Below are 19,159 nucleotides of genomic sequence, written 5' to 3' on the forward strand. Positions count from 1 at the left end.
CTGCCTTGTCCTGCCCGTCCGGCGGCAGTTTCGGGTCTTTTCCTGTGAGTTGTGTGGCGGTGGTGGGGCGGTGCCGCAATCTCTTTCCGCCGCAACGGCGCTCAGCCCCGACGTCGTTGTTCGGCGGTGCCGGACCGGCGGGGGCTGCGCCGTTGTGGCAGGCCGTCAGGAAGCCGGGTGCCGGTGCGTCGTGGCTGGTCGCGCAGTTCCCCGCGCCCCTTGCGGGGCGCTTGAGTTGGCTGGGGGTTCAACGTCGGGGAGGGGCGGTCGGGAAGTCGGGTGCCGGTGCGTTGTGGCTGGTCGCGCAGTTCCCCGCGCCCCTTACGGGGCGCTTCAGCGGGCCGGGGTCCAGACGTACGGGGTCGTTGTGGTGAGGGTCCTGAAGCCCAGCCGTTGGAGGATCGGGGCGCTGTCGGACGAGGCCTCCACGAGGAGGTAGGGGGCGTTCCTGGCTGCCGCTCGGGTCGCTCGCAGGGCGACCAGTGCGCGGTAGATGCCCTTGCCGCGCCACTCGGCCAGGGTGGAGCCGCCCAGCAGCATGGCGAAGTCCGTGCCGGGGCGGAAGGCCACCCAGGCGGCCGAGACGACCTCCCCGGCGGCCTCGGCCACGAACACCTCGTTCTCGTCGGGGGCGACCGTGAGCCGGCCCCTCAGGTAGCCGGCGAGCCACGACATGTCCTCGCCCCACACCGCGGTCTCCAGCGCGGCGATCCGGTCCAGGTCCGCGTCGGCGGTGACCCGGCGCAGGGTGACGCCCGGCGGCAGGGCGGGCGCGGCCACGGCCAGCTCCTCGACCAGGGCGGTCACGACCGTCTCCCGCGGCCTGGGCACGAAGCCCGCCGCGCGCAGCCGGTCGGGGAGATCCGCCGGGTCGTCGTGCCCGCGCGTCTTCCACTCCACGGCCTCGCCGCGCGCCGCGAAGAAGTCCCGCTGCCGGGCGATCAGCGCGTCCAGTTCGGGGCCGCGCACCCCGCCCCAGTCGCGCGGCCCGGTCACGAAGCCGCGGTGCTGGCCCACCACCCGCAGGACGGGACCGTCGTGCTCGTAGGTGATGCCGGGCGCGGGGACGGGCTGGACGGCGCGCATCTGGGCGTCGTAGGCGGCGAGCAGGGCCGCGTCGAGGTCGGTGTCGGTCACCGGCCGACCGTACGGGGAATGAGCCCGCGCGGAGCAACTGTTTTCACGGGCGCGGGACCGTGTTCGGCCAGGTCGGCACTCGATCGCTCAGAGCGAACATATGCATGGGAACATTTCTGGGCTCCTAAACATTGAGTCGGCATAGCTCAAGTTGACTGCCGAAGGGGAGATCATGGCTTCGACGTCCGCATCACTCACCCTCCCTGTGCTGCCTCTCGACGGCGAGGTCGTGCTGCCCGGGATGGTGGTCCCGCTGGACCTGAAGGACCCTGATGTACGCGCCGCCGTGGAGGCCGCGCAGGCCGCCGCCCGCACCGAGCCGGGCAAGCCCAGGGTGCTGCTGGTGCCGCGGGTGGACGGGACCTACCCGGGCACCGGTGTGCTCGGCACTGTGGAGCAGGTCGGCCGCCTGGCCGACGGCGACCCGGGCGCGCTGATCCGCGGCCGTTACCGGGTGCGCATCGGCGCCGGTACCACCGGCCCGGGTGCCGCCCTGTGGGTCGAGGGCACCCGCGTCGACGAGAACGTCCCGGACCCGGTGCCCGGTCATGTCACCGAACTGGTCAAGGAGTACAAGGCCCTCGCCACCGCCTGGCTGCGCAAGCGCGGCGCCTGGCAGGTCGTGGACCGGGTGCAGGCCATCGACGACGTCTCCCAGCTCGCCGACAACTCCGGTTACTCGCCCTTCCTGACCACCGAGCAGAAGATCGAGCTGCTGGAGACCGTGGACGCGGTCGCCCGCCTGAAGCTGGCCACCCAGCACCTGCGCGACCACCTCGCCGAGCAGGACGTGGCGGAGACCATCGCCAAGGACGTCCAGGAGGGCGTCGACAAGCAGCAGCGCGAGTTCCTGCTCCGCCGCCAGCTGGAGGCGGTCCGCAAGGAGCTGCGCGAGCTGAACGGCGACGCCGCCAAGGACGGCGAGGAGTCCGACGACTACCGCGCCCGCGTGGAGGCCGCCGACCTGCCGGAGAAGGTCCGCGAGGCCGCCCTCAAGGAGGTCGACAAGCTGGAGCGGTCCAGCGACCAGTCGCCCGAGGGCTCGTGGATCCGCACCTGGCTGGACACCGTCCTCGAACTGCCGTGGAACGAGCGGACCGAGGACGCGTACGACATCCAGGGCGCCAAGGCGATCCTGGACGCCGAGCACGCGGGCCTGGAGGACGTGAAGGAGCGGATCACCGAGTACCTGGCGGTGCGCAAGCGCCGCAGCGACCGCGGACTCGGGGTCATCGGCGGTCGTCGCGGCGGTGCCGTGCTGGCGCTCGTCGGCCCGCCCGGTGTCGGCAAGACCTCGCTCGGTGAGTCGGTCGCCCATGCGATGGGCCGCAAGTTCGTCCGGGTCGCCCTCGGCGGCGTCCGGGACGAGGCCGAGATCCGCGGCCACCGCCGTACGTACGTCGGTGCGCTGCCCGGCCGGATCGTCCGGGCCATCAAGGAGGCCGGTTCGATGAACCCGGTCGTCCTGCTCGACGAGATCGACAAGGTGGGCTCCGACTTCCGCGGCGACCCGGCCGCGGCCCTGCTCGAAGTCCTCGACCCGGCGCAGAACCACACCTTCCGCGACCACTACCTGGAGGTCGAGCTCGACCTGTCCGACGTCGTCTTCCTCGCCACCGCCAACGTCCTGGAGGCCATCCCGGAGGCCCTGCTCGACCGTATGGAGCTGGTCCGCCTCGACGGCTACACCGAGGACGAGAAGGTCGTCATCGCCCGTGACCACCTGCTCCCGCGCCAGCTGGAGCGGGCGGGGCTCGCCGAGGACGAGGTGACCCTCGACGAGAGCGCGCTGCGCAAGCTCGCCGGCGAGTACACCCGCGAGGCGGGCGTCCGCACCCTGGAGCGGTCGATCGCCCGGCTGCTGCGCAAGGTCGCGGCCCAGCACGAACTGGGCGAGCGGGAGCTGCCGTTCACCATCAGGGACGAGGACCTGCGGGCCCTGATCGGCCGGCCGCACCACGTGCCCGAGTCCGCCCAGGACCCGGCCGAGCGCCGCACCGCGGTCCCGGGTGTGGCGACGGGCCTCGCGGTCACGGGAGCGGGCGGTGACGTCCTGTTCGTCGAGGCGTCCCTCGCCGACCCGGAGACGGGCGCGGCGGGTCTGACCCTCACCGGCCAGCTGGGTGACGTCATGAAGGAGAGCGCGCAGATCGCCCTGTCCTTCCTCCGCTCGCACGGCGCCGAACTGGAACTCCCGGTCGGTGACCTGAAGGACCGGGGCGTGCACATCCACTTCCCGGCGGGCGCGGTGCCGAAGGACGGCCCGAGCGCCGGCGTCACGATGACGACGGCCCTCGCGTCGCTGCTCTCCGGGCGGCTGGTCCGCACGGACGTGGCGATGACCGGCGAGGTCTCGCTGACCGGCCGGGTGCTGCCCATCGGCGGCGTGAAGCAGAAGCTGCTCGCCGCCCAGCGCGCCGGGGTGACGACCGTCATCATCCCGAAGCGCAACGAGGCCGACCTGGACGACGTCCCGGCCGAGGTGCTGGACAAGCTCGACGTCCACGCCGTGACCGACGTCCGCCAGGTCCTGGAGCTGGCGCTCGCGCCCGCCGTGAACGGCGCGGCGCCGGAGGTTCCGGTAGCGGCGTGACGGACGCTGCCGGATGCAGAAGAAGGCCCGGGTCCCCGCGAGGGGGCCCGGGCCTTCGTGCCGTGCGCCGTTATTCGTCCGCGGCGCCGTCGTGGCTGGTCGCGCAGTTCGTCCTGCAGCCTTCGGCCGGGGGTACCCCCAGCGCCCCGTCGGGGGCGCTGCAGAACCGCCTAGCCGTTGGCCAGCGCCACCACCCGGTCGAGGGCCCCGTTGAACTTGTCGTGGTCCCCGACCGTCGGCCCGGTCGACGTGTACTGCCACATCGTGTACGTCGACCAGCCGGCCGGCAGCGTGCCGACCTCCGAGGCGTAGCGGGCGATCCAGAGCGGGTTGGCGGAGGCGAACCCGCCGTAGTTGCCGGTGCAGTCGGTCCACCAGCTGGTCGCCGTGTAGATGACGGCGGCCCGGCCGGTGCGGGCCTTGTACCGGTTCAGGAAGTCGGTGATCCAGGTGACCATCCCGCTCTTGGACTTGCCGTAGCAGGCGGCGCCGTACGGGTTCCACTCGATGTCGAGGACGCCGGGAAGGGTCCGGCCGTCCTTCGACCAGCCGCCGCCGTGGTCGACGAAGTAGTCGGCCTGGGCGGCGCCGCCCGCGGTGTCCGGGGTCGCGAAGTGGTAGGCGCCGCGGATCATGCCGACGTCGTAGGAGCCGTTGTACTGCTGGGCGAAGGACGGGTTCGTGTAGTACGTGCCTTCCGTCGCCTTGGAGTACGCCCATCTGACCCCGCTGCCGAGCAGGGTCGACCAGTTGACGTCGCCCTGGTAGCTGGCGACGTCGACGCCTTCGGTCTGGGTGGCGAGGCCGGTCCTGGGCGTGCCGTTCTGGCCGTCGTGGGCCAGGACGCCGATGCCCATGTACGCCGAGCCGCGGGCCGGGCCGGACGCGTCGGCGTGGGCGGGGGCCGGGCAGAGCGCCGCGAGCAGCAGCGCCAGCAGGCCGGTCAGGAGTGTGGGGGCGGGTCTGTGTACGGGCATGACGTGCCTCCGTGGGGTGAGGTGGGGTCCCAGATATGCCAGAGGCGGTCGGTCAGCGCGGCGCGACACGACGCAGTGTCACACGGCACGACGCCACCGAATGGCGTGGGCATGCCAGCAATTGCCTGGATCCAGACGCTACGCACCGGCCGGACCCCCGGGGAAGGGGGTCCGGAGGCTGTCGTTGGTCTACGCCTGCGGAATACTTGGCGAGCTGCGGCGATGACGGGGTTTGACGGAAACTTTCAGGACTGCGAAACCGATCAGGGGTGCTGACGTGCACGAGGACGAAGAAGGCGTCGAACGGCGCGCCGCCACCGGGTTGACGCCGAGCGGCGCGGACCAGGAGTTCCTGGCCCTGGAGCGCGAGTTGACGGTGCTGCTGCGCCGCGCCCGGGCCAGCCAGGGCGAGATGGCCCGTGAGGTCCACCCCGACCTGGAGTCCGCCGCGTACGGACTGCTCGTACGGCTCGACGAGTGCGGCGGCCAGCGCGCCACCGAACTGGCCGCCTACGTCGGCGTCGGCAAGGCCACCATGTCCCGCCAGCTGCGCGCCCTGGAGGAGCTCGGCCTGATCGCCCGGGAGCCCGACCCGGCCGACGGGCGGGCCTGGCTGGTCGCCCTCACCGACGAGGGCCGGCGCCGCGTCGGCACGGTCCGCGAGGCTCGCCGTGGCCGCTACGTCCGTCAGCTCGCCCACTGGGACCGCACCGAGGTCGCGGAACTGGCCCGACTGCTGAGCCAGTTGAACGGCGTCATGGAGAAGTAGCGCCCCTCCAGGCCTCCGGGCTCCCCGGGCCTCCGGGACCCTGGCCTGCGGGCTCCACGGGCTCCCGGGCCTCTGGGCTCCCCGGGCCTCCGGGACCCTGGCCTCCGGCCTCCGGCCTGCGGGCTCCACGGGCTCCGGGGCTCCACGGGCTCCCGGGCTCCCCGGGCCCCCCGAGCCGCGACCGAGCCGCCACCGGGCCGCCCGTCCGGGGGGCCATGGGGGCCCTGGGGCCGCCCGGTGCCTCACAGCTCGACGTACACCACCGTCGCGTCGTCGTGCGTCTTGCTCCGCCGCAGGAACACCCGCTCCTCCCGGTCGGCCGCCTCCAGCTCCCGCACCCGGCCGACCAGCGCCTGCGCGCCCTCCTTGCGCACGACGTCGAGGAGGGCCGTCCAGTCGCCCTCCCGGAACTTCTCCGTCCAGCGGGTCGCCCCGTCCGTGAGCGCGGCCAGCGCCCGGACCTCGGCGCGGGGCACCGTCCCGGTGACCGCGCGGGCGGCCACCGAGGGATCGGCGGCGGCCGTGAAGAAGCCGCCCTCCTTGTTGCGGACCGTGGCGTCGGCGATCGCGTCCGAGGCCAGCGAGGCGCGCGGCACCCGGTCGAGCCGGTCGTCCAGGACCGGGGTGACCGTGCCGTCGGGCGACCTCAGGAGCAGCGCCGAGTCGGACAGGACGAGGAACTCCACGGTCTCCGCGGACCAGCGGGTCAGTACGACCGTCGCCTGAGGGGTGCGCGGGTGAGAAAGGTCACAGGTGCCACCATGTGCGGCGGCTGTGCGTGCGATCGCCTGTTCGAGGATCTCCCGCAGCGTCAGATCTCCTCGCGAAACGGTCAGTTCGGTCAGGGCCCCGCCCAGCCGTGCGGTGAACCAGTGGACGGAATGCAGACACCCGGTGCCGTCCCGCGGTGGGGTGACCCCGTCCAGGACGATCACGCAACCCCCCTGCCCCGAGGCGGGGAGTCCGACACCGGCGAAGTCCTCGTTGGGGCGGTCGCGGGCGCCGGGTTCCGAAACGACTTCAGTACGCATTCGGCCAGTCTGCACGACCCCTCCACAGGCTTCACCAAAGGCTGGCAACCACCCCGGAATTGGCGCGGCACCGCAGGTCAGCCGCCTGTTTTGGGGTGGAATGACGTACTCCCGGAAGCTGCGGTGGCGAATCCTGTCAAAGCCTGCCGTCCGCGTCCAACCGGCCAGCCGGAAAAGGGTCCCGCACAGTCCGCCGGAACTTGCCCGCCAACTCCCCTCCGATGTTCACTCCTTCGGGTGGCGGGTGGAGTGATGTGAGACCACCGCCCATCGGCGCTGGGAGGGTCGGGGACCGTACAAGACGGGTGCACGCACCACTTGGCACCGAATGCCGGGGATATGACGGGGTGCCACCCAACCCCTTGGGTACACGAGTTCAGGAATGCGAGCACCGGTGCAGAAGACGCGGCCTCGGCGCACAGGCAAGAAGACGGCCTCCGAAACGGGCGCCGCGGCTCCCATGGGCACCGGCCGCCCCAAGCACGTCCGCACCCGGCTGATCGTGGCCGTGGCCGTGGTCGCCGCGGCGATCGCGGGCGCCGGAGCACCCGCCCTGCTCACCGCCTCGGGGCAGCTGAGCGACTCCCAGGACCTGGTGACCCTGTCCGGCCGCACCCAGGACGCGCTGGCCCTCGCCAACTCGCTCGCCGACGAGCGCGACGAGGTCACCTCCTACATCGCGGCCGGCCGCCCCGAGTCCAAGGCGCCCTCCGAGGACCGCAGCGCCCGCGTCGACCGCCAGGTCGAGGACCTCCGCGCGGACACCGACGTCCCCGGCTGGCTCCGCACCGACCTCGACGGCATCGCCGCCGTCCGCCGCTCCGCCCTCACCGGCAAGAGCACCGCCCTCGCAGCGCACCAGGCGTACTCGGCGACCATCACCGAACTGCACCGGCTCGCCGAACAACTGGCCGAGCAGATGCCCCCCAGGGCCGGCTCCGGCGCCTACGCGCTCGCCGAACTCGACTCCGCCGTCCAGCAGTCCGCCGCGGCCAGGGGCCTCCTGCTGGCCGCCCTGAACATCCCCAGCACCACCCAGACCACGATCAGCCCCCTCACCGGTCTGCCCGTCACCAGCACCACCACCTCCGGCGCCGACAGGAAGCAGCGCGACGCGCTCAGCGCCGCCGCCCAGCAGGCCAGGCTGCGCGCCGACGCGGCCCTCGCCGACTTCCGCGACACCGCGCCCAAGGCCGCGGTCGACTCGTACGACTCCACGGTCACCGGCGGTGACGTCAACGACGCCGACAAGTACCTGGCCGCCCTCACCGACCAGCCGACCTTCTCCGACGGCGACCTCGCCACCGGCACCAAGAAGCTGGACACGGCGCTGTCCGCCCGGGTCGACCTGATGAGGGGCGTGGAGTCGGCCCTCTACGACCACCGCACCAAGGACCTCGCGGCGCTCCGCGACGACGACGTCAACGCGCTGGAGATCCGCATCGCGGTGCTCGGCGCCCTGATGCTGGTCGCCGTCGGCATCGCGACGGCCATGGCCCGCTCCCTCACGCGCCCCCTCTCGGTGCTCCGCCGGGGCTCGGCCCGCCTCGCCGGGGCCGAGGACCCGCGCACCGAGGAACCGATCACCTTCACCGGCCGCAACGACGAGTTCGCCCAGGTCGTCCGTTCCGTCAACGCCCTGCACGCGCACGCCGCCGCACTCTACGACCGCATCGCCACCCTGGAGACCGACCGCAAGCACCTGGTCGGCCAGCGCCAGAAGATGGCCGACGCCCGCGAGGAGCTGCGCGCCGAGGTCACCGACGCCGCCGCCCAGCTGGAGCGGCTGCGCTCCAGCATCGGCGGCACGTTCGTCAACCTGGCGCTGCGCACGCTCGGCCTGGTGGAGCGTCAGCTCGCCGTGATCGAGACCCTGGAGGAGCGCGAGCAGGACCCCGAACGCCTGTCGACCCTCTTCAAGCTCGACCACTTCGCCACGGTCATGCGCCGCCACAGCGAGAACCTCCTGGTCCTCGCCGGCACCGAACACGTCCAGCAGCACGCGGGCCCGATCCCGCTGGTGGACGTCGTCCGGGCCGCGGTCAGCGAGATCGAGCGCTACGAGCGGGTCCGGATCGCCGCCCTGCCCCCGCACGCGCACGTGGCCGGTTTCGCGGCCGACGACCTCTCCCACCTCCTGGCCGAGCTCATGGAGAACGCCACCGCGTCCTCCCCGCCCGACGTCCCCGTCGAGATCTCCGGCTGGCTGCTGGAGAGCGGCGAGGTCATGCTCTCCGTCCAGGACGAGGGCATCGGCATGACCGCCGACCGCATGGTCCGCCTCAACGGCCGCCTCGCCGAGTTCGACCCCGAGTCGCCCTACGACCAGGAGGGCGAGGGCGGTCTCGGTCTCGGCCTCTACGTGGTGGCCCGCCTCGCCCACCGGCACGGCGTCCGCGTCCAGCTGCGCGAGCAGAAGCAGGGCGGGGTGGCGGCGGTCGTGGTCCTGCCCCAGCCGCTGCTGGCCCAGGCCCCGCGGACCGCGGTCCCCTCACCCGCGACGGCCTCGGGCGGCGCCCACGCCTACTCCCTCCCCGGCGCGGACGCCGAGGTCAACTCCAACGTCCTGTACGGCCGCTCGGCGTCCGGCGACCCGCTGGTGACGCTGGCGGAGAACGCGGTACGGCGGGCCGACGAGCAGCCCGCCCACGAGCAGGCGCCGGCGCCGAAGGCCCAGGACGCCGAGCCGACGGCGCGGCCGAAGGCACCGGCGGAGACGCTCGCCGAGACCACGATGGAACTGCTGGTCCCGCTCACGGAACAAGGTCCCCAGCCGACCGAGGAGACCCAGCCGCAGCCACGGACCGTTCCCGGCGAGGAGCGGACGCAGGCCGGTGCCGCCGAGGAGCGGACGCACCCCGCCGACGCCGGGATCCGGCCGCGGCGCCGGCGGGTCGAGGGTGACGACTGGCCCGGGTCGCCGGGTGCCGAGGACGAGGACCGGCCGCGGCGCCGACGGGGCGAGGACGACGACTGGCCCAGGCCGCAGTCCGTGGACGCCGAGCAGCACGCGCGTCCGCAACCCGCGGCCGCCGACGGCGAGTACGCCCCACCGGGGCCACCCGCACCCGACCTGGCTGCCCGCACGGGTGGTACGGGTGGGAACGACTTCGGCATAGCCGAAGAGCTCTCCCGCCCGCTGCCCCTGCCCACGACCGCCGAGGCCGAAGACGACGGTGACGCCGAGGACGAGGTCACCAGCAAGGGCCTCCCCAAGCGCACCCCCAGGATCACCGCCCCCGCCCCGGCACCCCGCCAGCGCAGCACCGGCGTCGACGCGGACGCCCTCCGCCGCAGGCTCGGCGGCTTCCGCCGGGGAGCCGACGCCGGACGGCGTGACGTCGAGGCGGAGATCGCCGAGCAGACCGGCCAGAACCAGGTGCCGAGCACCGTACGGGCCGTACCCGGAACAGCCGTATCCGAAGAAGCCACGGGGGGCACATCCGAGGAGGCAAGCAGTTGACCGCGCCCAGTACCTTCGGACTGAGCAGTGAGGCCCGCAACCTGCACTGGCTGCTGAGCAACCTCGTCGAGGAGGTGCCCGGGATCCAGTCCGTCGCCGTGGTCTCCTCCGACGGACTGCTCCTGCTCTCCTCGGACACCAGCCGGAACCAGGAGGCCCGCGAGACACGGGGCGAGAAGCGCAAGGGCCCCCGCGGCTCCTCGGCCGACCTCGCCACCGTCGTCTCCGGCATCGGCAGCCTGACCGTCGGTGCCGCCCGGCTGATGGACTTCGGCCCGGTCAAGCACACGATGGTCGCGATGGACGAGGGCAGCCTCTTCGTGATGTCGATCAGCGACGGCTCACTGCTGGGCGTGCACGGCAGCGCGGAGTGCGACATGAGCGTGGTGGCATATCACATGGCACTGTTCGTGGGCCGCGCCGGCCACGTCCTCACCCCCGAACTGCGCACCGAGCTGCGCAAGTCCCTTGAGGCCGACGCGACGAGGAGCGGCCGATGAGCAGCGCGCCGAAGAACCGCGGGCAGAACCTCCCGGTACGCGGCGGCGACCGAAAACCCGCCCGCGTCCGCCCCTACTCCCTCACCGGCGGCCGTACCCGTTTCGGCCACGTCCTGCTGGTGGAGACCTTCGTGGCCGCCCTTGAGGCCCCGGAGGAGCGCAAGGAACTGACGAATGGTTCCCTCAGCACCCGGGTGATGCCCGAGATGCAGGCCATCGTCGAACTGTGCCGCCGTATGCGGACGGTGGCCGAGATCGCCGCGCTGCTGAAGATGCCGCTCGGCGTGGTCCGGGTCCTGCTCAGCGACCTCGCGGACCAGGGAAAGATCCGTGTGTACGGAACCGGTACCGGGCACGGCGTCGGCCGCCCGGACCGCGCTCTGCTGGAAAGGGTGCTGAGTGGACTACGCCGTCTCTGACGCCACCGGCGTCAACCCGCTCCTCGAAGAGGAGGAGCAGCCGCGGTCCTGGCAGACGGACCGCAGCCGGGCCCCCATCGCGACGAAGATAGTCGTGGCGGGCGGTTTCGGCGTCGGCAAGACCACGCTGGTCACCGCCGTCTCGGAGATCACGCCCCTGCAGACCGAGGCGCTGATGACCGAGGCGAGCGAGGAGACCGACGACCTCACCGCCACGCCCGGCAAGCTGACCACCACCGTGGCCATGGACTTCGGCCGCATCACGCTCGACGACGACCTGGTGCTCTACCTGTTCGGCACGCCGGGCCAGCAGCGGTTCTGGTTCATGTGGGACGACCTGGTGCGCGGCGCGATCGGTGCCGTCGTCCTCGCGGACACCCGGCGCCTGAAGGACTGCTTCCCGGCGCTGGACTACTTCGAGAGCTGCGGGCTGCCGTACGTCGTCGCGGTCAACCACTTCGACGGCAGCGAGCGCTTCGAGCCCGAGGACGTGCGGGAGGCGTTGACGATCCCGCCGCGCATACCTGTAATGATCATGGACGCCCGCCGTCGGATCTCGGCCATCGAGACGCTGCTGTCCCTGGTCGCCCACGCGCTGGACGAAACTCCCGAGTAGCACCGGGTAGATCTTCTGAACCCTTAGGAGCCACCACCGCATGCGGAAGATACTCGTCGTGGGGGCCGGCCAGGCCGGTCTCCAGCTCGCCCTCGGCCTCCAGTCGCACGGCTACGAGGTCACCCTGATGTCGAACCGGACCGCGGACGAGATCCGCTCCGGCCGGGTCATGTCGACGCAGTGCATGTTCCACACGGCACTGCAGCACGAGCGCGATCTCCAGCTGAACTTCTGGGAGTCCCAGGCCCCGAAGATCGAAGGACTCGGCGTCTCGGTCGCGGCCCCCGGCTCCTGGGGCGAGGGCCCCGCGGCCCGCGCCATCGACTGGGTGGGCAGGCTCGACGGGTACGCGCAGTCGGTCGACCAGCGGGTGAAGATGGCCGGCTGGATGGAGACGTTCGCGCAGCGCGGCGGCCAGCTGGTCATCCACGGCGCGGCGGTCGGCGACCTCGACTACTTCGCCCGCACCTACGACCTGGTGCTGGTCTCGGCCGGCAAGGGTGAGCTGGTCCAGATGTTCGGCCGCGAGGCCTCCCGCTCGCCGTACAGCGAGCCGCAGCGGGCGCTGGCCGTCTCCTACGTCCACGGGCTCGGCCCCCGCCCCGAGCACCCGGACTTCTACGCGGTCCGCTGCAACCTGGTCCCGGGCGTCGGCGAACTCTTCGTCATGCCGACCCTGACGACCTCCGGCCCCGCCGACATCCTCTTCTGGGAGGGCATACCCGGCGGCCCGCTGGACGTCTTCAACGGCGTCAAGGATCCCTCGGAGCACCTCTCCCTGACCCTGGAACTCATGGAGCGGTACACGCCCTGGGAGCACGCGCGGGCCACCAAGGCCGAACTGACCGACGCCGGCGGCACCCTCGCCGGCCGCTACGCCCCCACCGTCCGCAACCCGATCGGCCGCCTCCCCGGCGGCGGCCTGGTCCTCGGCGTCGCGGACGTCGTCGTCGCCAACGACCCGATCACCGGCCAGGGCTCCAACTCCGCCTCCAAGTGCGCCGCCTCCTACCTCGCCTCGATCCTCGAACAGGGCGAGAAGGAGTTCGACGAGACCTGGATGCAGGAGACGTTCGACCGTTACTGGAACACGGCCCAGCACGTCACCAAGTGGACGAACGCCATGCTGGCGCCCCCGCCGGAGCACATCCTCAACCTCATCGGCGCGGCAGGCCAGCTCCAGCCGGTCGCCGACCGCTTCGCCAACGCCTTCAACGACCCGGCCGACTTCGAGAACTTCTTCTACGAGCCGGAGAAGACCGAGGCCTACCTGGCGTCGGTGACCGCAGGCGCCTGACCGGTTCTCGGCCGCGGGTGCGCGGTGGTCGCTCGCGCAGTTCCCCGCGCCCCTGAAAGCAGGGGGCTCCACAGCGCCCCTGAAGGGGCGCGGGGAACTGCGCGACCAGCCACGACGGCGCCGCACCCGACCACCGGCCGGTGCCCGTCGCGGCGCCCCCGCCCCACCGCATACGCTGATCGCATGACCCCGCAGGCCGCCACCCCCGCCTACCGCAGGCTCTCCGTCGAGGAGCGGCGCAGCCAGCTCCTCGACGCGGCCCTCACCCTCTTCGCGCACCGCGCGCCGGAGGAGGTGTCGCTCGACGACGTGGCGGAGGCGGCCGGGGTCTCGCGTCCCCTGGTGTACCGCTACTTCCCGGGCGGCAAGCAGCAGCTCTACGAGGCCGCCCTCAGGTCGGCCGCCGAGGAACTCGAACACTGCTTCGACGAGCCTCGTGAGGGCCCCCTCCTGCCCCGGCTCGCCCGCGCCCTCGACCGCTACCTCGCCTTCGTCGACCAGCACGACGCCGGCTTCAGCGCCCTGCTCCAGGGCGGCAGCGTGGTGGAGACCTCGCGGACCACGGCGATCGTGGACGGCGTACGCCGGGCCGCCGCGCAGCACATTCTCAGCCACCTGGGCGTCGCCGCCCCGGGCCCCCGGCTGCGGATGACCGTCCGGATGTGGATCACCGCCGTCGAGGCGGCCTCGCTCATCTGGCTCGACGAGGACAAGCAGCCGCCGCTCGAGGAGTTGCGGGACTGGCTGGTGGACCAGTTCGTCGCCGTGCTCAGCGTGACCGCGCGCCGCGACCCGCAGACCGCGGCCCTCGTCGACGCCCTCGCGGCGGATGGCTGAAACTGGTGCCGTGAAGAGTCAGGACACCCCCTTCGAGGGCGGCCCCATGGACGGACGGGTGCTGCCCGTGCTGCTGGGCATGACCGGCCACCCGCCGAAGACGTACCGCATCCCGGTCCCGGACCCGGCGGGCGGCCCGCCCACCGTCCTGGTCTACCGCCGCGTGCCCCGGGGGCAGAGCAGGCGCCTCGGTCTGTCCCAGGGCTGGAAGTACGCGTACGACCCGACGGGCAAGGGGGCCGGCGGCGGGCCGAAGTGGCCGTGGTCGAAGCAGGACCCGGCGCGGAGGCCCGACGACACCGACGGGTGACATGACTGCGCCGGACGGCGCACACGTGCCGCGCGGACCACGCATACACGTCTGATAATCACGTGATCATCGCGATGTGGAACGGAGAGGCCGTCCCGCATCGGAGGTGATGACGTGTCAGGAAGGTTCCTGCGTCTGGCCTGTACGGCCGCGGTGGCGGCCCAGGCCGTCCTCGCGCCGTCGCCCGCGCTCGCCGCACCCACCGCCCCCGCGCAATCGGTCGCCGACCTGCTGACGGATCTCCAGCAGGCGTACCGGCAGGCCGAACAGGCCACCGAGACCTACAACGCCACGGCGGAACGGCTGCAGCGGCAGCGTGCCGAGGTGACCCGCCTGGACGACGAGCTGGCCATCGCCCGGCGCTCCCTGCACGCCAGCCGCACCGAGGCGGGCCGGCTGGCCCGGCAGCAGTACCAGAACGCCGGCTCGCTCTCTCCGTACCTGCGGCTGCTGCTCGCCCGTGACCCGCAGCACGCGCTCGACGAGGGCCATGTCATCGGCGAGCTGGCCCGCGAGCGGGCGAAGACGGTGGGCCGCCTGGCCGACGACGAGCGCAACCAGGCCGACCTGGCCCGCCGGGCCCGCGCGGCGCTCGACACCCGGCTCGCCCTCGCTGAGAAGCAGCGGAAGCAGCGCGACGAGGTCCGCACGCGCCTCTCCGAGGTGGAGCGCATGCTGGTGTCCCTCACCCCCGACCAGCTCACCGCGATCGCCGGCCTGGAGAAGACGAAGACGGCGGACGCCCAGCGGAAACTCACCACGTCCGGCGCCCTGAGCAGCACCACGACGCCTCCGTCCCCGGCAGGGGACCGCGCGGTGCGCTACGCGGTGCAGCAGCTGGGCAAGCCGTACCAGTGGGGCGCGGCGGGCCCGGTGTCGTACGACTGCTCGGGCCTGACCTCACAGGCCTGGGACCACGCCGGCACCCCCATCCCGCGCACCAGCCAGGAGCAGTGGGCCCACCTGCCCCACGTCCCCCTGAACCACCTGCGCCCCGGCGACCTGGTCGTGTACTTCCCCGAGGCCACCCACGTCGCCCTCTACCTGGGCGACGGCAAGGTCGTCCAGGCCCCCCGCCCCGGCGCGAAGATCAAGGTCTCCCCGATCGCGGCCAACCCGATCCTGGGCGCGGTACGCCCCGATCCGAAGGCCGGCTCCCTGCCCCACTACACGCCCCCGACGATCCCGCAGACGGCGGCGGAGGGCTCGGACGAAGCTTTCGGCACGGGACAGCCGACAGCCCCGACACCCACCTAAGGGGCGCTGGGGGAGGAACTGCGCGACAAGCCCCCACTCACCCGCACCCAACACTCAAGCCAGCAGCCCCGAGCTCTTCCACAGCCGCCGCCCGGCCCCCCGAAGAACGCCGATGTCGTCCAGGAAGTCGGTCAGCCGCTTCGCGCCCGTCTGCATGACCTCCCGCCGATGCCCGCTCGCCCGCACCTGTGCCACCGCCTCCCGCCGGTCAAGGCCCACGTTCGTGTACACCTCCGGATTGACGAACGCGACCGAGAACACCCGCGCGAACTCACCGGAGGTGACCCGCGTGAACTCCTGCGACCACCGCGGCGCCGTCACCATCTGCCGGCGCAGCTCCTCGCGGGCGTACCGCACGTGCCGGGCCTCCTCGACCACGTGGATCCGCGTGACCCCGCGCACCAGCGGCTGGACCCGCTCGTCCGGGAAGGTCAGCCGCTGCATCCAGTCGAGGACCTCCTCGCCGAGCAGGGTGGCGGTGAAGGATCCCGGTGTCGTGGAGATCGTCTTGAAGAGGCGGCCGAGGTTCTGGTGGGCCCGGCTCACCGGGTACCAGGGCGCGTCACCGCGCGCTATCAGCCGCGCGAACATCTTCGAGTGCCGGCACTCGTCCTCGATCTCGGTCAGCGCGTAGCGCACGTGCGCGGTCGTCGCCGCCTTGTCGTAGATGTGCCGGACCAGCAGCTGCATCAGGATCAGCTCGAACCAGATGCCCAGCGAGGCGAGCGCGGCGGCCTCGTGCTGGGAGAGCAGGATCCGCTGCTCCTCGCTCATCCGCTGCCACATCGGCGTGCCGTACAGCGACACCAGCTCCGGCGGCCAGAACCACTTGCCCTCCTCGAAGGGTGCGTCCCAGTCCAGCTCCTTGTCCGGGTCGAAGGAGTGCTTCGCGGAGGAGACCAGCAGCCGTTCGGCCACCTGTTCGCGGTCCTTGAGCAGGCCGAGCGCGTCCCGCAGTCCGTCGACCGCGTCGGCTTCCGTCAGGGTCGTCATGGCTCCCTCACCTCGTTACCCGGGGGTACGTCATCGTCCACCCTTATGAGACCGCGTGTCAGCAAGACGGTCAATCCCCCGCGCACGACTTGCTGACTCCGCGTCTCAGAACCCGAGCACCGCCCGCATCACCGACCGGGCGATCGGCGCCGCGTCCCCGCCGCCGCTGATCTCCCCGCGGTCGGCCGCCGCGTCCTCGACCACCACCGCCACCGCGACCTTCGGCTCCGGGTCGTCGTCCGCCTGCGCCCAGGACACGAACCAGGCGTACGGCACCCCGGAGTTGCCGACGCCGTGCTGTGCGGTGCCGGTCTTGCCGCCGACCGTGGCGCCACGGATCGCCGCGTTCGTGCCGGTGCCCTCCTCGACCACGTCCACCATGAGTTCCTTCACGCGCATCGCCGTCGCGGCACTCATCACCTGCCGCACCGGCCCCGCACCGCCCGTGCGGACCGTCTCGCCGGTCCGCCGCAGGGTCCGCTCCACCAGGTACGGCGGCCGCACCAGCCCCCCGTCCGCCACCGCCGCCGCGACCATCGCCATCTGCAGCGGCGTGGCCCGGGTGTTGTACTGCCCGATCGACGACAGGGCCAGCTGTGCCTTGTCCACGCTCGTGTCGAAGGTGCTGGTTGCGGCGGTGAACGGGATCCGCAGCCGGGTGTCGTTGAAGCCGAACGCCTGTGCCGTCGCCGTCATCTGCGCCGCCCCCACGTCCACGCCCAGCTTGGCGAAGACCGTGTTGCAGGACCACTCGAAGGCCGCCCGCAGCGAGGCGTCCGCACAGCCGTCGCCCTCGTTGGTCAGCCGGGTCGTGGTGCCCGGCAGCCGGTAGGGGTCGGGCGAGTCGGTCGGTGCGTCCAGGTCGGTGACCACGCCCGCGTCCAGGGCGGCGGCCGCCGTGACCACCTTGAAGGTCGAGCCCGGCGGATAGGTCTGCCGTACCGCCCGGTTGAGCATCGGCTTCTCCGGGTCGTCGTTCAGCCGCGCCCAGGCCGAGGTCACCGCCTCGCCGTTGCCGGACAGTTCGGAGGGGTCGTACGACGGGGTGGAGACCAGGGCGAGGATCCGGCCGGTCGCCGGTTCGATCGCGGCGACCGCGCCCTTGCGCGAGCCGAGTCCCCGGAAGGCGGCCTCCTGGGCGTACCGGTTCAGGGTGGTGACGACGTTCCCGCCCGGGTTCACCGCCCGGCCGGTGTCGTTCCACAGCGGAAGCGGCGACAGCAGCGGATCGGTCCCGGAGAGCACCCCGTCCTCCGCGTGCTCCAGGAACGTGGTGCCGTACAGCTGGGAGGCGAAGCCGGTGACAGGGGCGTACAACGGGCCCTGCGGGTAGGTGCGTTCGTAGCGCAGCTGCTCCCCGCTGTCCCGGGAGCCGGTGACCGGTGCGCCGCCGACCAGGATGTCGCCGCGGGGCAGGCCGTAACGGGCGATCGAGTTGCGGCGGTTGGCTGGGTTGTCGTCGTACTGCCGGGCCAGGACGACCTGGACGCGGGCGGCGTTGACGAGGAGGGCGAACAGCAGCAGGGCGCACAGGGCGCGGGCCCGCCGGACGTACCCGGCCGTGCCGGCCCGCCGGCGGCCGTCGCCGGCGCTCATGGGGCCACCTGTCCGTCGTAGTGGCGGCGGGCCGAGTCGCTCACCCGGATCAGCAGGGCGACGATCGCCCAGTTGGTGACGACCGAGGAGCCGCCCTGGGCGAGGAACGGCATCGCCATGCCGGTCAGCGGGATCAGCCCGGTCACCCCGCCCGCGATCACGAACACCTGGAGCGCGATGATCGAGGCGAGCCCGACCGCGAGGAGCCGGCCGAAGGGGTCGCGCAGGGCGAGCCCGGCCCGGTAGCCGCGCTCGACCAGCAGACCGTAGAGGAGGAAGACCGCCGACAGTCCGGCGAGACCGAGTTCCTCGCCTGCCGTGGCCAGGATGAAGTCCGACTTGGCGGCGAAGCCGATGAGGATGGAGTGGCCGAGGCCGAGGCCGGTGCCGAGGATCCCGCCGGCCGCGAACGCGAAGAGGGACTGGGCGAGTTGGTTCGGCCCCCGGCCCGCTTCGATCGTGGCGAACGGGTGCAGCCAGTCCTCGATACGGCCGTGCACGTGCGGTTCCAGCCGGCCGACGGCCATCGCGCCGAACACGGCGAGCAGCAGGCCGACGGCGATCCAGCCGGTGCGCCCGGTCGCCACGTACAGCATGACGACGAACAGGCCGAAGAAGAGCAGCGAGGTGCCCAGGTCGCGTTCGAGGATCAGCACGCCGACGCTCACCAGCCAGATGGTGACGATCGGGCCGAGCACCCGCCCGGTCGGGAACTGCATGAACCACAGCCGGCGGCCCGCGTACGCGAGCGCGCTGCGGTTGGCCGCCAGGTACGCGGCGAAGAACACGGCGAGCAGTACCTTCGCGAACTCGCTGGGCTGGATGGAGAATCCGGCGACCCGGATCCAGATCCGGGCCCCGTTGACCGCAGGGAAGAGGATCGGCAGGAGCAGCAGGACGAGCGCCGCGGCGACGCAGACGTACGCGTAGCGCTGGAGCACCCGGTGGTCGCGGAGCATCAGCACGACCATGATGAACAGGCCGACGCCCAGGGTGGACCAGACGAGCTGGGCGGGGGCCGCGCGGTCGCCGGGGGTCTGCAGGTCCAGCCGGTAGATCAGGACCAGGCCGAGTCCGTTGAGCAGCACGGCGATCGGCAGCGGCAGCGGGTCGGCGTACGGGGCGCGAAAGCGGACGGCGAGATGGGCGACGAGCGCGAGGACCCCGAGGCCGGCGCCGTAACCGGCGGCACCTGGCGGGACGGTGCCGGTCTTCGCCAGGCCGACCGCGCAGTAGCCGTACACGCAGAGCAGGACGGCCAGCACGATCAGGGAGAGTTCGATGCCACGGCGCCGGGGGAGGCGTACGGCGGAGGTGGGGGTCGGGGTCGCCGCCAGGGTGGTTCCGGCCTTGGTCATGTCCGG

At 72.4% G+C, this 19,159-nt stretch carries 16 protein-coding genes; 10 read left to right on the top strand and 6 right to left on the bottom strand.

Annotation, left to right across the window (positions count from 1 at the left end; translation table 11 throughout):
- Positions 1 to 333: 333 nt before the first annotated feature.
- Positions 334 to 1,086: a GNAT family N-acetyltransferase gene (locus ACFY0K_RS19305; RefSeq protein ID WP_390640970.1), complete on the bottom strand. Its 753-nt coding sequence runs from the start codon at positions 1,084 to 1,086 to the stop codon at positions 334 to 336.
- A gap of 223 nt (positions 1,087 to 1,309) precedes the next feature.
- On the opposite strand from ACFY0K_RS19305, the gene lon reads away from it, so the two are divergent.
- On the top strand, positions 1,310 to 3,730 hold the full coding sequence (lon, locus tag ACFY0K_RS19310; RefSeq protein ID WP_390640841.1) for an endopeptidase La: 2,421 nt from the start codon (positions 1,310 to 1,312) through the stop codon (positions 3,728 to 3,730).
- A 170-nt stretch (positions 3,731 to 3,900) separates the two neighbouring features.
- Here the strand turns inward: lon and ACFY0K_RS19315 are convergent, their stop codons facing one another.
- On the bottom strand, positions 3,901 to 4,707 hold the full coding sequence (locus ACFY0K_RS19315; protein ID WP_390640842.1) for a lysozyme: 807 nt from the start codon (positions 4,705 to 4,707) through the stop codon (positions 3,901 to 3,903).
- Positions 4,708 to 4,984: 277 nt separating this feature from the next.
- Between ACFY0K_RS19315 and ACFY0K_RS19320 the strand changes: the two genes are divergently transcribed.
- Positions 4,985 to 5,476: a MarR family transcriptional regulator gene (locus tag ACFY0K_RS19320; RefSeq protein WP_351957855.1), complete on the top strand. Its 492-nt coding sequence runs from the start codon at positions 4,985 to 4,987 to the stop codon at positions 5,474 to 5,476.
- Positions 5,477 to 5,718: 242 nt separating this feature from the next.
- Here ACFY0K_RS19320 and ACFY0K_RS19325 read toward each other — a convergent pair whose 3' ends face one another.
- The gene (locus ACFY0K_RS19325; protein ID WP_390640843.1) at positions 5,719 to 6,507 is read right to left on the bottom strand and encodes a protein phosphatase 2C domain-containing protein; all 789 of its coding nucleotides are present in this window, start codon (positions 6,505 to 6,507) and stop codon (positions 5,719 to 5,721) included.
- Between the two features lie 394 nt (positions 6,508 to 6,901).
- Here ACFY0K_RS19325 and ACFY0K_RS19330 point away from each other — a divergent pair, with 394 nt between their 5' ends.
- From ACFY0K_RS19330 to ACFY0K_RS19365, 8 genes are all read left to right on the top strand, one after another.
- Positions 6,902 to 9,970, top strand: coding sequence for a nitrate- and nitrite sensing domain-containing protein (locus tag ACFY0K_RS19330; protein ID WP_390640844.1), 3,069 nt, complete (start codon positions 6,902 to 6,904; stop codon positions 9,968 to 9,970).
- A complete protein-coding gene (locus ACFY0K_RS19335) occupies positions 9,967 to 10,470 on the top strand; it encodes a roadblock/LC7 domain-containing protein (RefSeq protein WP_390640845.1) in 504 nt (167 codons plus the stop codon). The genes ACFY0K_RS19330 and ACFY0K_RS19335 overlap by 4 nt, the downstream gene beginning before the upstream one ends.
- Complete coding sequence (locus ACFY0K_RS19340) at positions 10,467 to 10,889, top strand: DUF742 domain-containing protein (protein ID WP_093499124.1); 423 nt, start codon at positions 10,467 to 10,469, stop codon at positions 10,887 to 10,889. The genes ACFY0K_RS19335 and ACFY0K_RS19340 overlap by 4 nt, the downstream gene beginning before the upstream one ends.
- Positions 10,870 to 11,505 carry an ATP/GTP-binding protein gene (locus tag ACFY0K_RS19345; RefSeq protein WP_390640846.1) on the top strand — a complete coding sequence of 212 codons (636 nt, stop codon included), beginning with the start codon at positions 10,870 to 10,872 and terminating at the stop codon, positions 11,503 to 11,505. Before ACFY0K_RS19340 ends, ACFY0K_RS19345 begins: the two co-directional genes overlap by 20 nt.
- A gap of 40 nt (positions 11,506 to 11,545) precedes the next feature.
- The gene (locus tag ACFY0K_RS19350) at positions 11,546 to 12,802 is read left to right on the top strand and encodes a styrene monooxygenase/indole monooxygenase family protein (protein WP_390640847.1); all 1,257 of its coding nucleotides are present in this window, start codon (positions 11,546 to 11,548) and stop codon (positions 12,800 to 12,802) included.
- A gap of 183 nt (positions 12,803 to 12,985) precedes the next feature.
- Positions 12,986 to 13,639, top strand: coding sequence for a helix-turn-helix domain-containing protein (locus ACFY0K_RS19355; protein WP_351957849.1), 654 nt, complete (start codon positions 12,986 to 12,988; stop codon positions 13,637 to 13,639).
- Between the two features lie 10 nt (positions 13,640 to 13,649).
- On the top strand, positions 13,650 to 13,949 hold the full coding sequence (locus ACFY0K_RS19360) for a hypothetical protein (protein WP_382731414.1): 300 nt from the start codon (positions 13,650 to 13,652) through the stop codon (positions 13,947 to 13,949).
- Positions 13,950 to 14,063: 114 nt separating this feature from the next.
- Complete coding sequence (locus tag ACFY0K_RS19365) at positions 14,064 to 15,206, top strand: NlpC/P60 family protein (protein ID WP_390640848.1); 1,143 nt, start codon at positions 14,064 to 14,066, stop codon at positions 15,204 to 15,206.
- A 54-nt stretch (positions 15,207 to 15,260) separates the two neighbouring features.
- On the opposite strand, the gene ACFY0K_RS19370 is transcribed toward ACFY0K_RS19365, so the two are convergent.
- The 3 genes from ACFY0K_RS19370 to ACFY0K_RS19380 all read right to left on the bottom strand — a co-directional run bounded on the left by ACFY0K_RS19370 (position 15,261) and on the right by ACFY0K_RS19380 (position 19,153).
- Positions 15,261 to 16,199 carry a diiron oxygenase gene (locus ACFY0K_RS19370; RefSeq protein WP_093499118.1) on the bottom strand — a complete coding sequence of 313 codons (939 nt, stop codon included), beginning with the start codon at positions 16,197 to 16,199 and terminating at the stop codon, positions 15,261 to 15,263.
- Between the two features lie 105 nt (positions 16,200 to 16,304).
- The gene (locus ACFY0K_RS19375) at positions 16,305 to 17,795 is read right to left on the bottom strand and encodes a penicillin-binding transpeptidase domain-containing protein (protein ID WP_390640849.1); all 1,491 of its coding nucleotides are present in this window, start codon (positions 17,793 to 17,795) and stop codon (positions 16,305 to 16,307) included.
- Positions 17,792 to 19,153 carry an FtsW/RodA/SpoVE family cell cycle protein gene (locus tag ACFY0K_RS19380; protein ID WP_390640850.1) on the bottom strand — a complete coding sequence of 454 codons (1,362 nt, stop codon included), beginning with the start codon at positions 19,151 to 19,153 and terminating at the stop codon, positions 17,792 to 17,794. The genes ACFY0K_RS19375 and ACFY0K_RS19380 overlap by 4 nt, the downstream gene beginning before the upstream one ends.
- Between the last annotated feature and the right edge of the window lie 6 nt (positions 19,154 to 19,159).

Origin of the sequence: Streptomyces sp. NPDC001507 (genome assembly GCF_042894765.1) — a bacterium.
In the GTDB taxonomy this organism is placed as follows: Bacteria; Actinomycetota; Actinomycetes; order Streptomycetales; family Streptomycetaceae; genus Streptomyces.

Coding starts and splice junctions, on each gene's coding strand:
- ACFY0K_RS19380 (WP_390640850.1), bottom strand. CDS start 19,153: ATGACCAAGGCCGGAACCACCCTGGCGGCGACCCCGACCCCCACCTCC.
- ACFY0K_RS19340 (WP_093499124.1), top strand. CDS start 10,467: ATGAGCAGCGCGCCGAAGAACCGCGGGCAGAACCTCCCGGTACGCGGC.
- lon (WP_390640841.1), top strand. CDS start 1,310: ATGGCTTCGACGTCCGCATCACTCACCCTCCCTGTGCTGCCTCTCGAC.
- ACFY0K_RS19370 (WP_093499118.1), bottom strand. CDS start 16,199: ATGACGACCCTGACGGAAGCCGACGCGGTCGACGGACTGCGGGACGCG.
- ACFY0K_RS19315 (WP_390640842.1), bottom strand. CDS start 4,707: ATGCCCGTACACAGACCCGCCCCCACACTCCTGACCGGCCTGCTGGCG.
- ACFY0K_RS19305 (WP_390640970.1), bottom strand. CDS start 1,086: ATGCGCGCCGTCCAGCCCGTCCCCGCGCCCGGCATCACCTACGAGCAC.
- ACFY0K_RS19350 (WP_390640847.1), top strand. CDS start 11,546: ATGCGGAAGATACTCGTCGTGGGGGCCGGCCAGGCCGGTCTCCAGCTC.
- ACFY0K_RS19355 (WP_351957849.1), top strand. CDS start 12,986: ATGACCCCGCAGGCCGCCACCCCCGCCTACCGCAGGCTCTCCGTCGAG.
- ACFY0K_RS19375 (WP_390640849.1), bottom strand. CDS start 17,795: ATGAGCGCCGGCGACGGCCGCCGGCGGGCCGGCACGGCCGGGTACGTC.
- ACFY0K_RS19325 (WP_390640843.1), bottom strand. CDS start 6,507: ATGCGTACTGAAGTCGTTTCGGAACCCGGCGCCCGCGACCGCCCCAAC.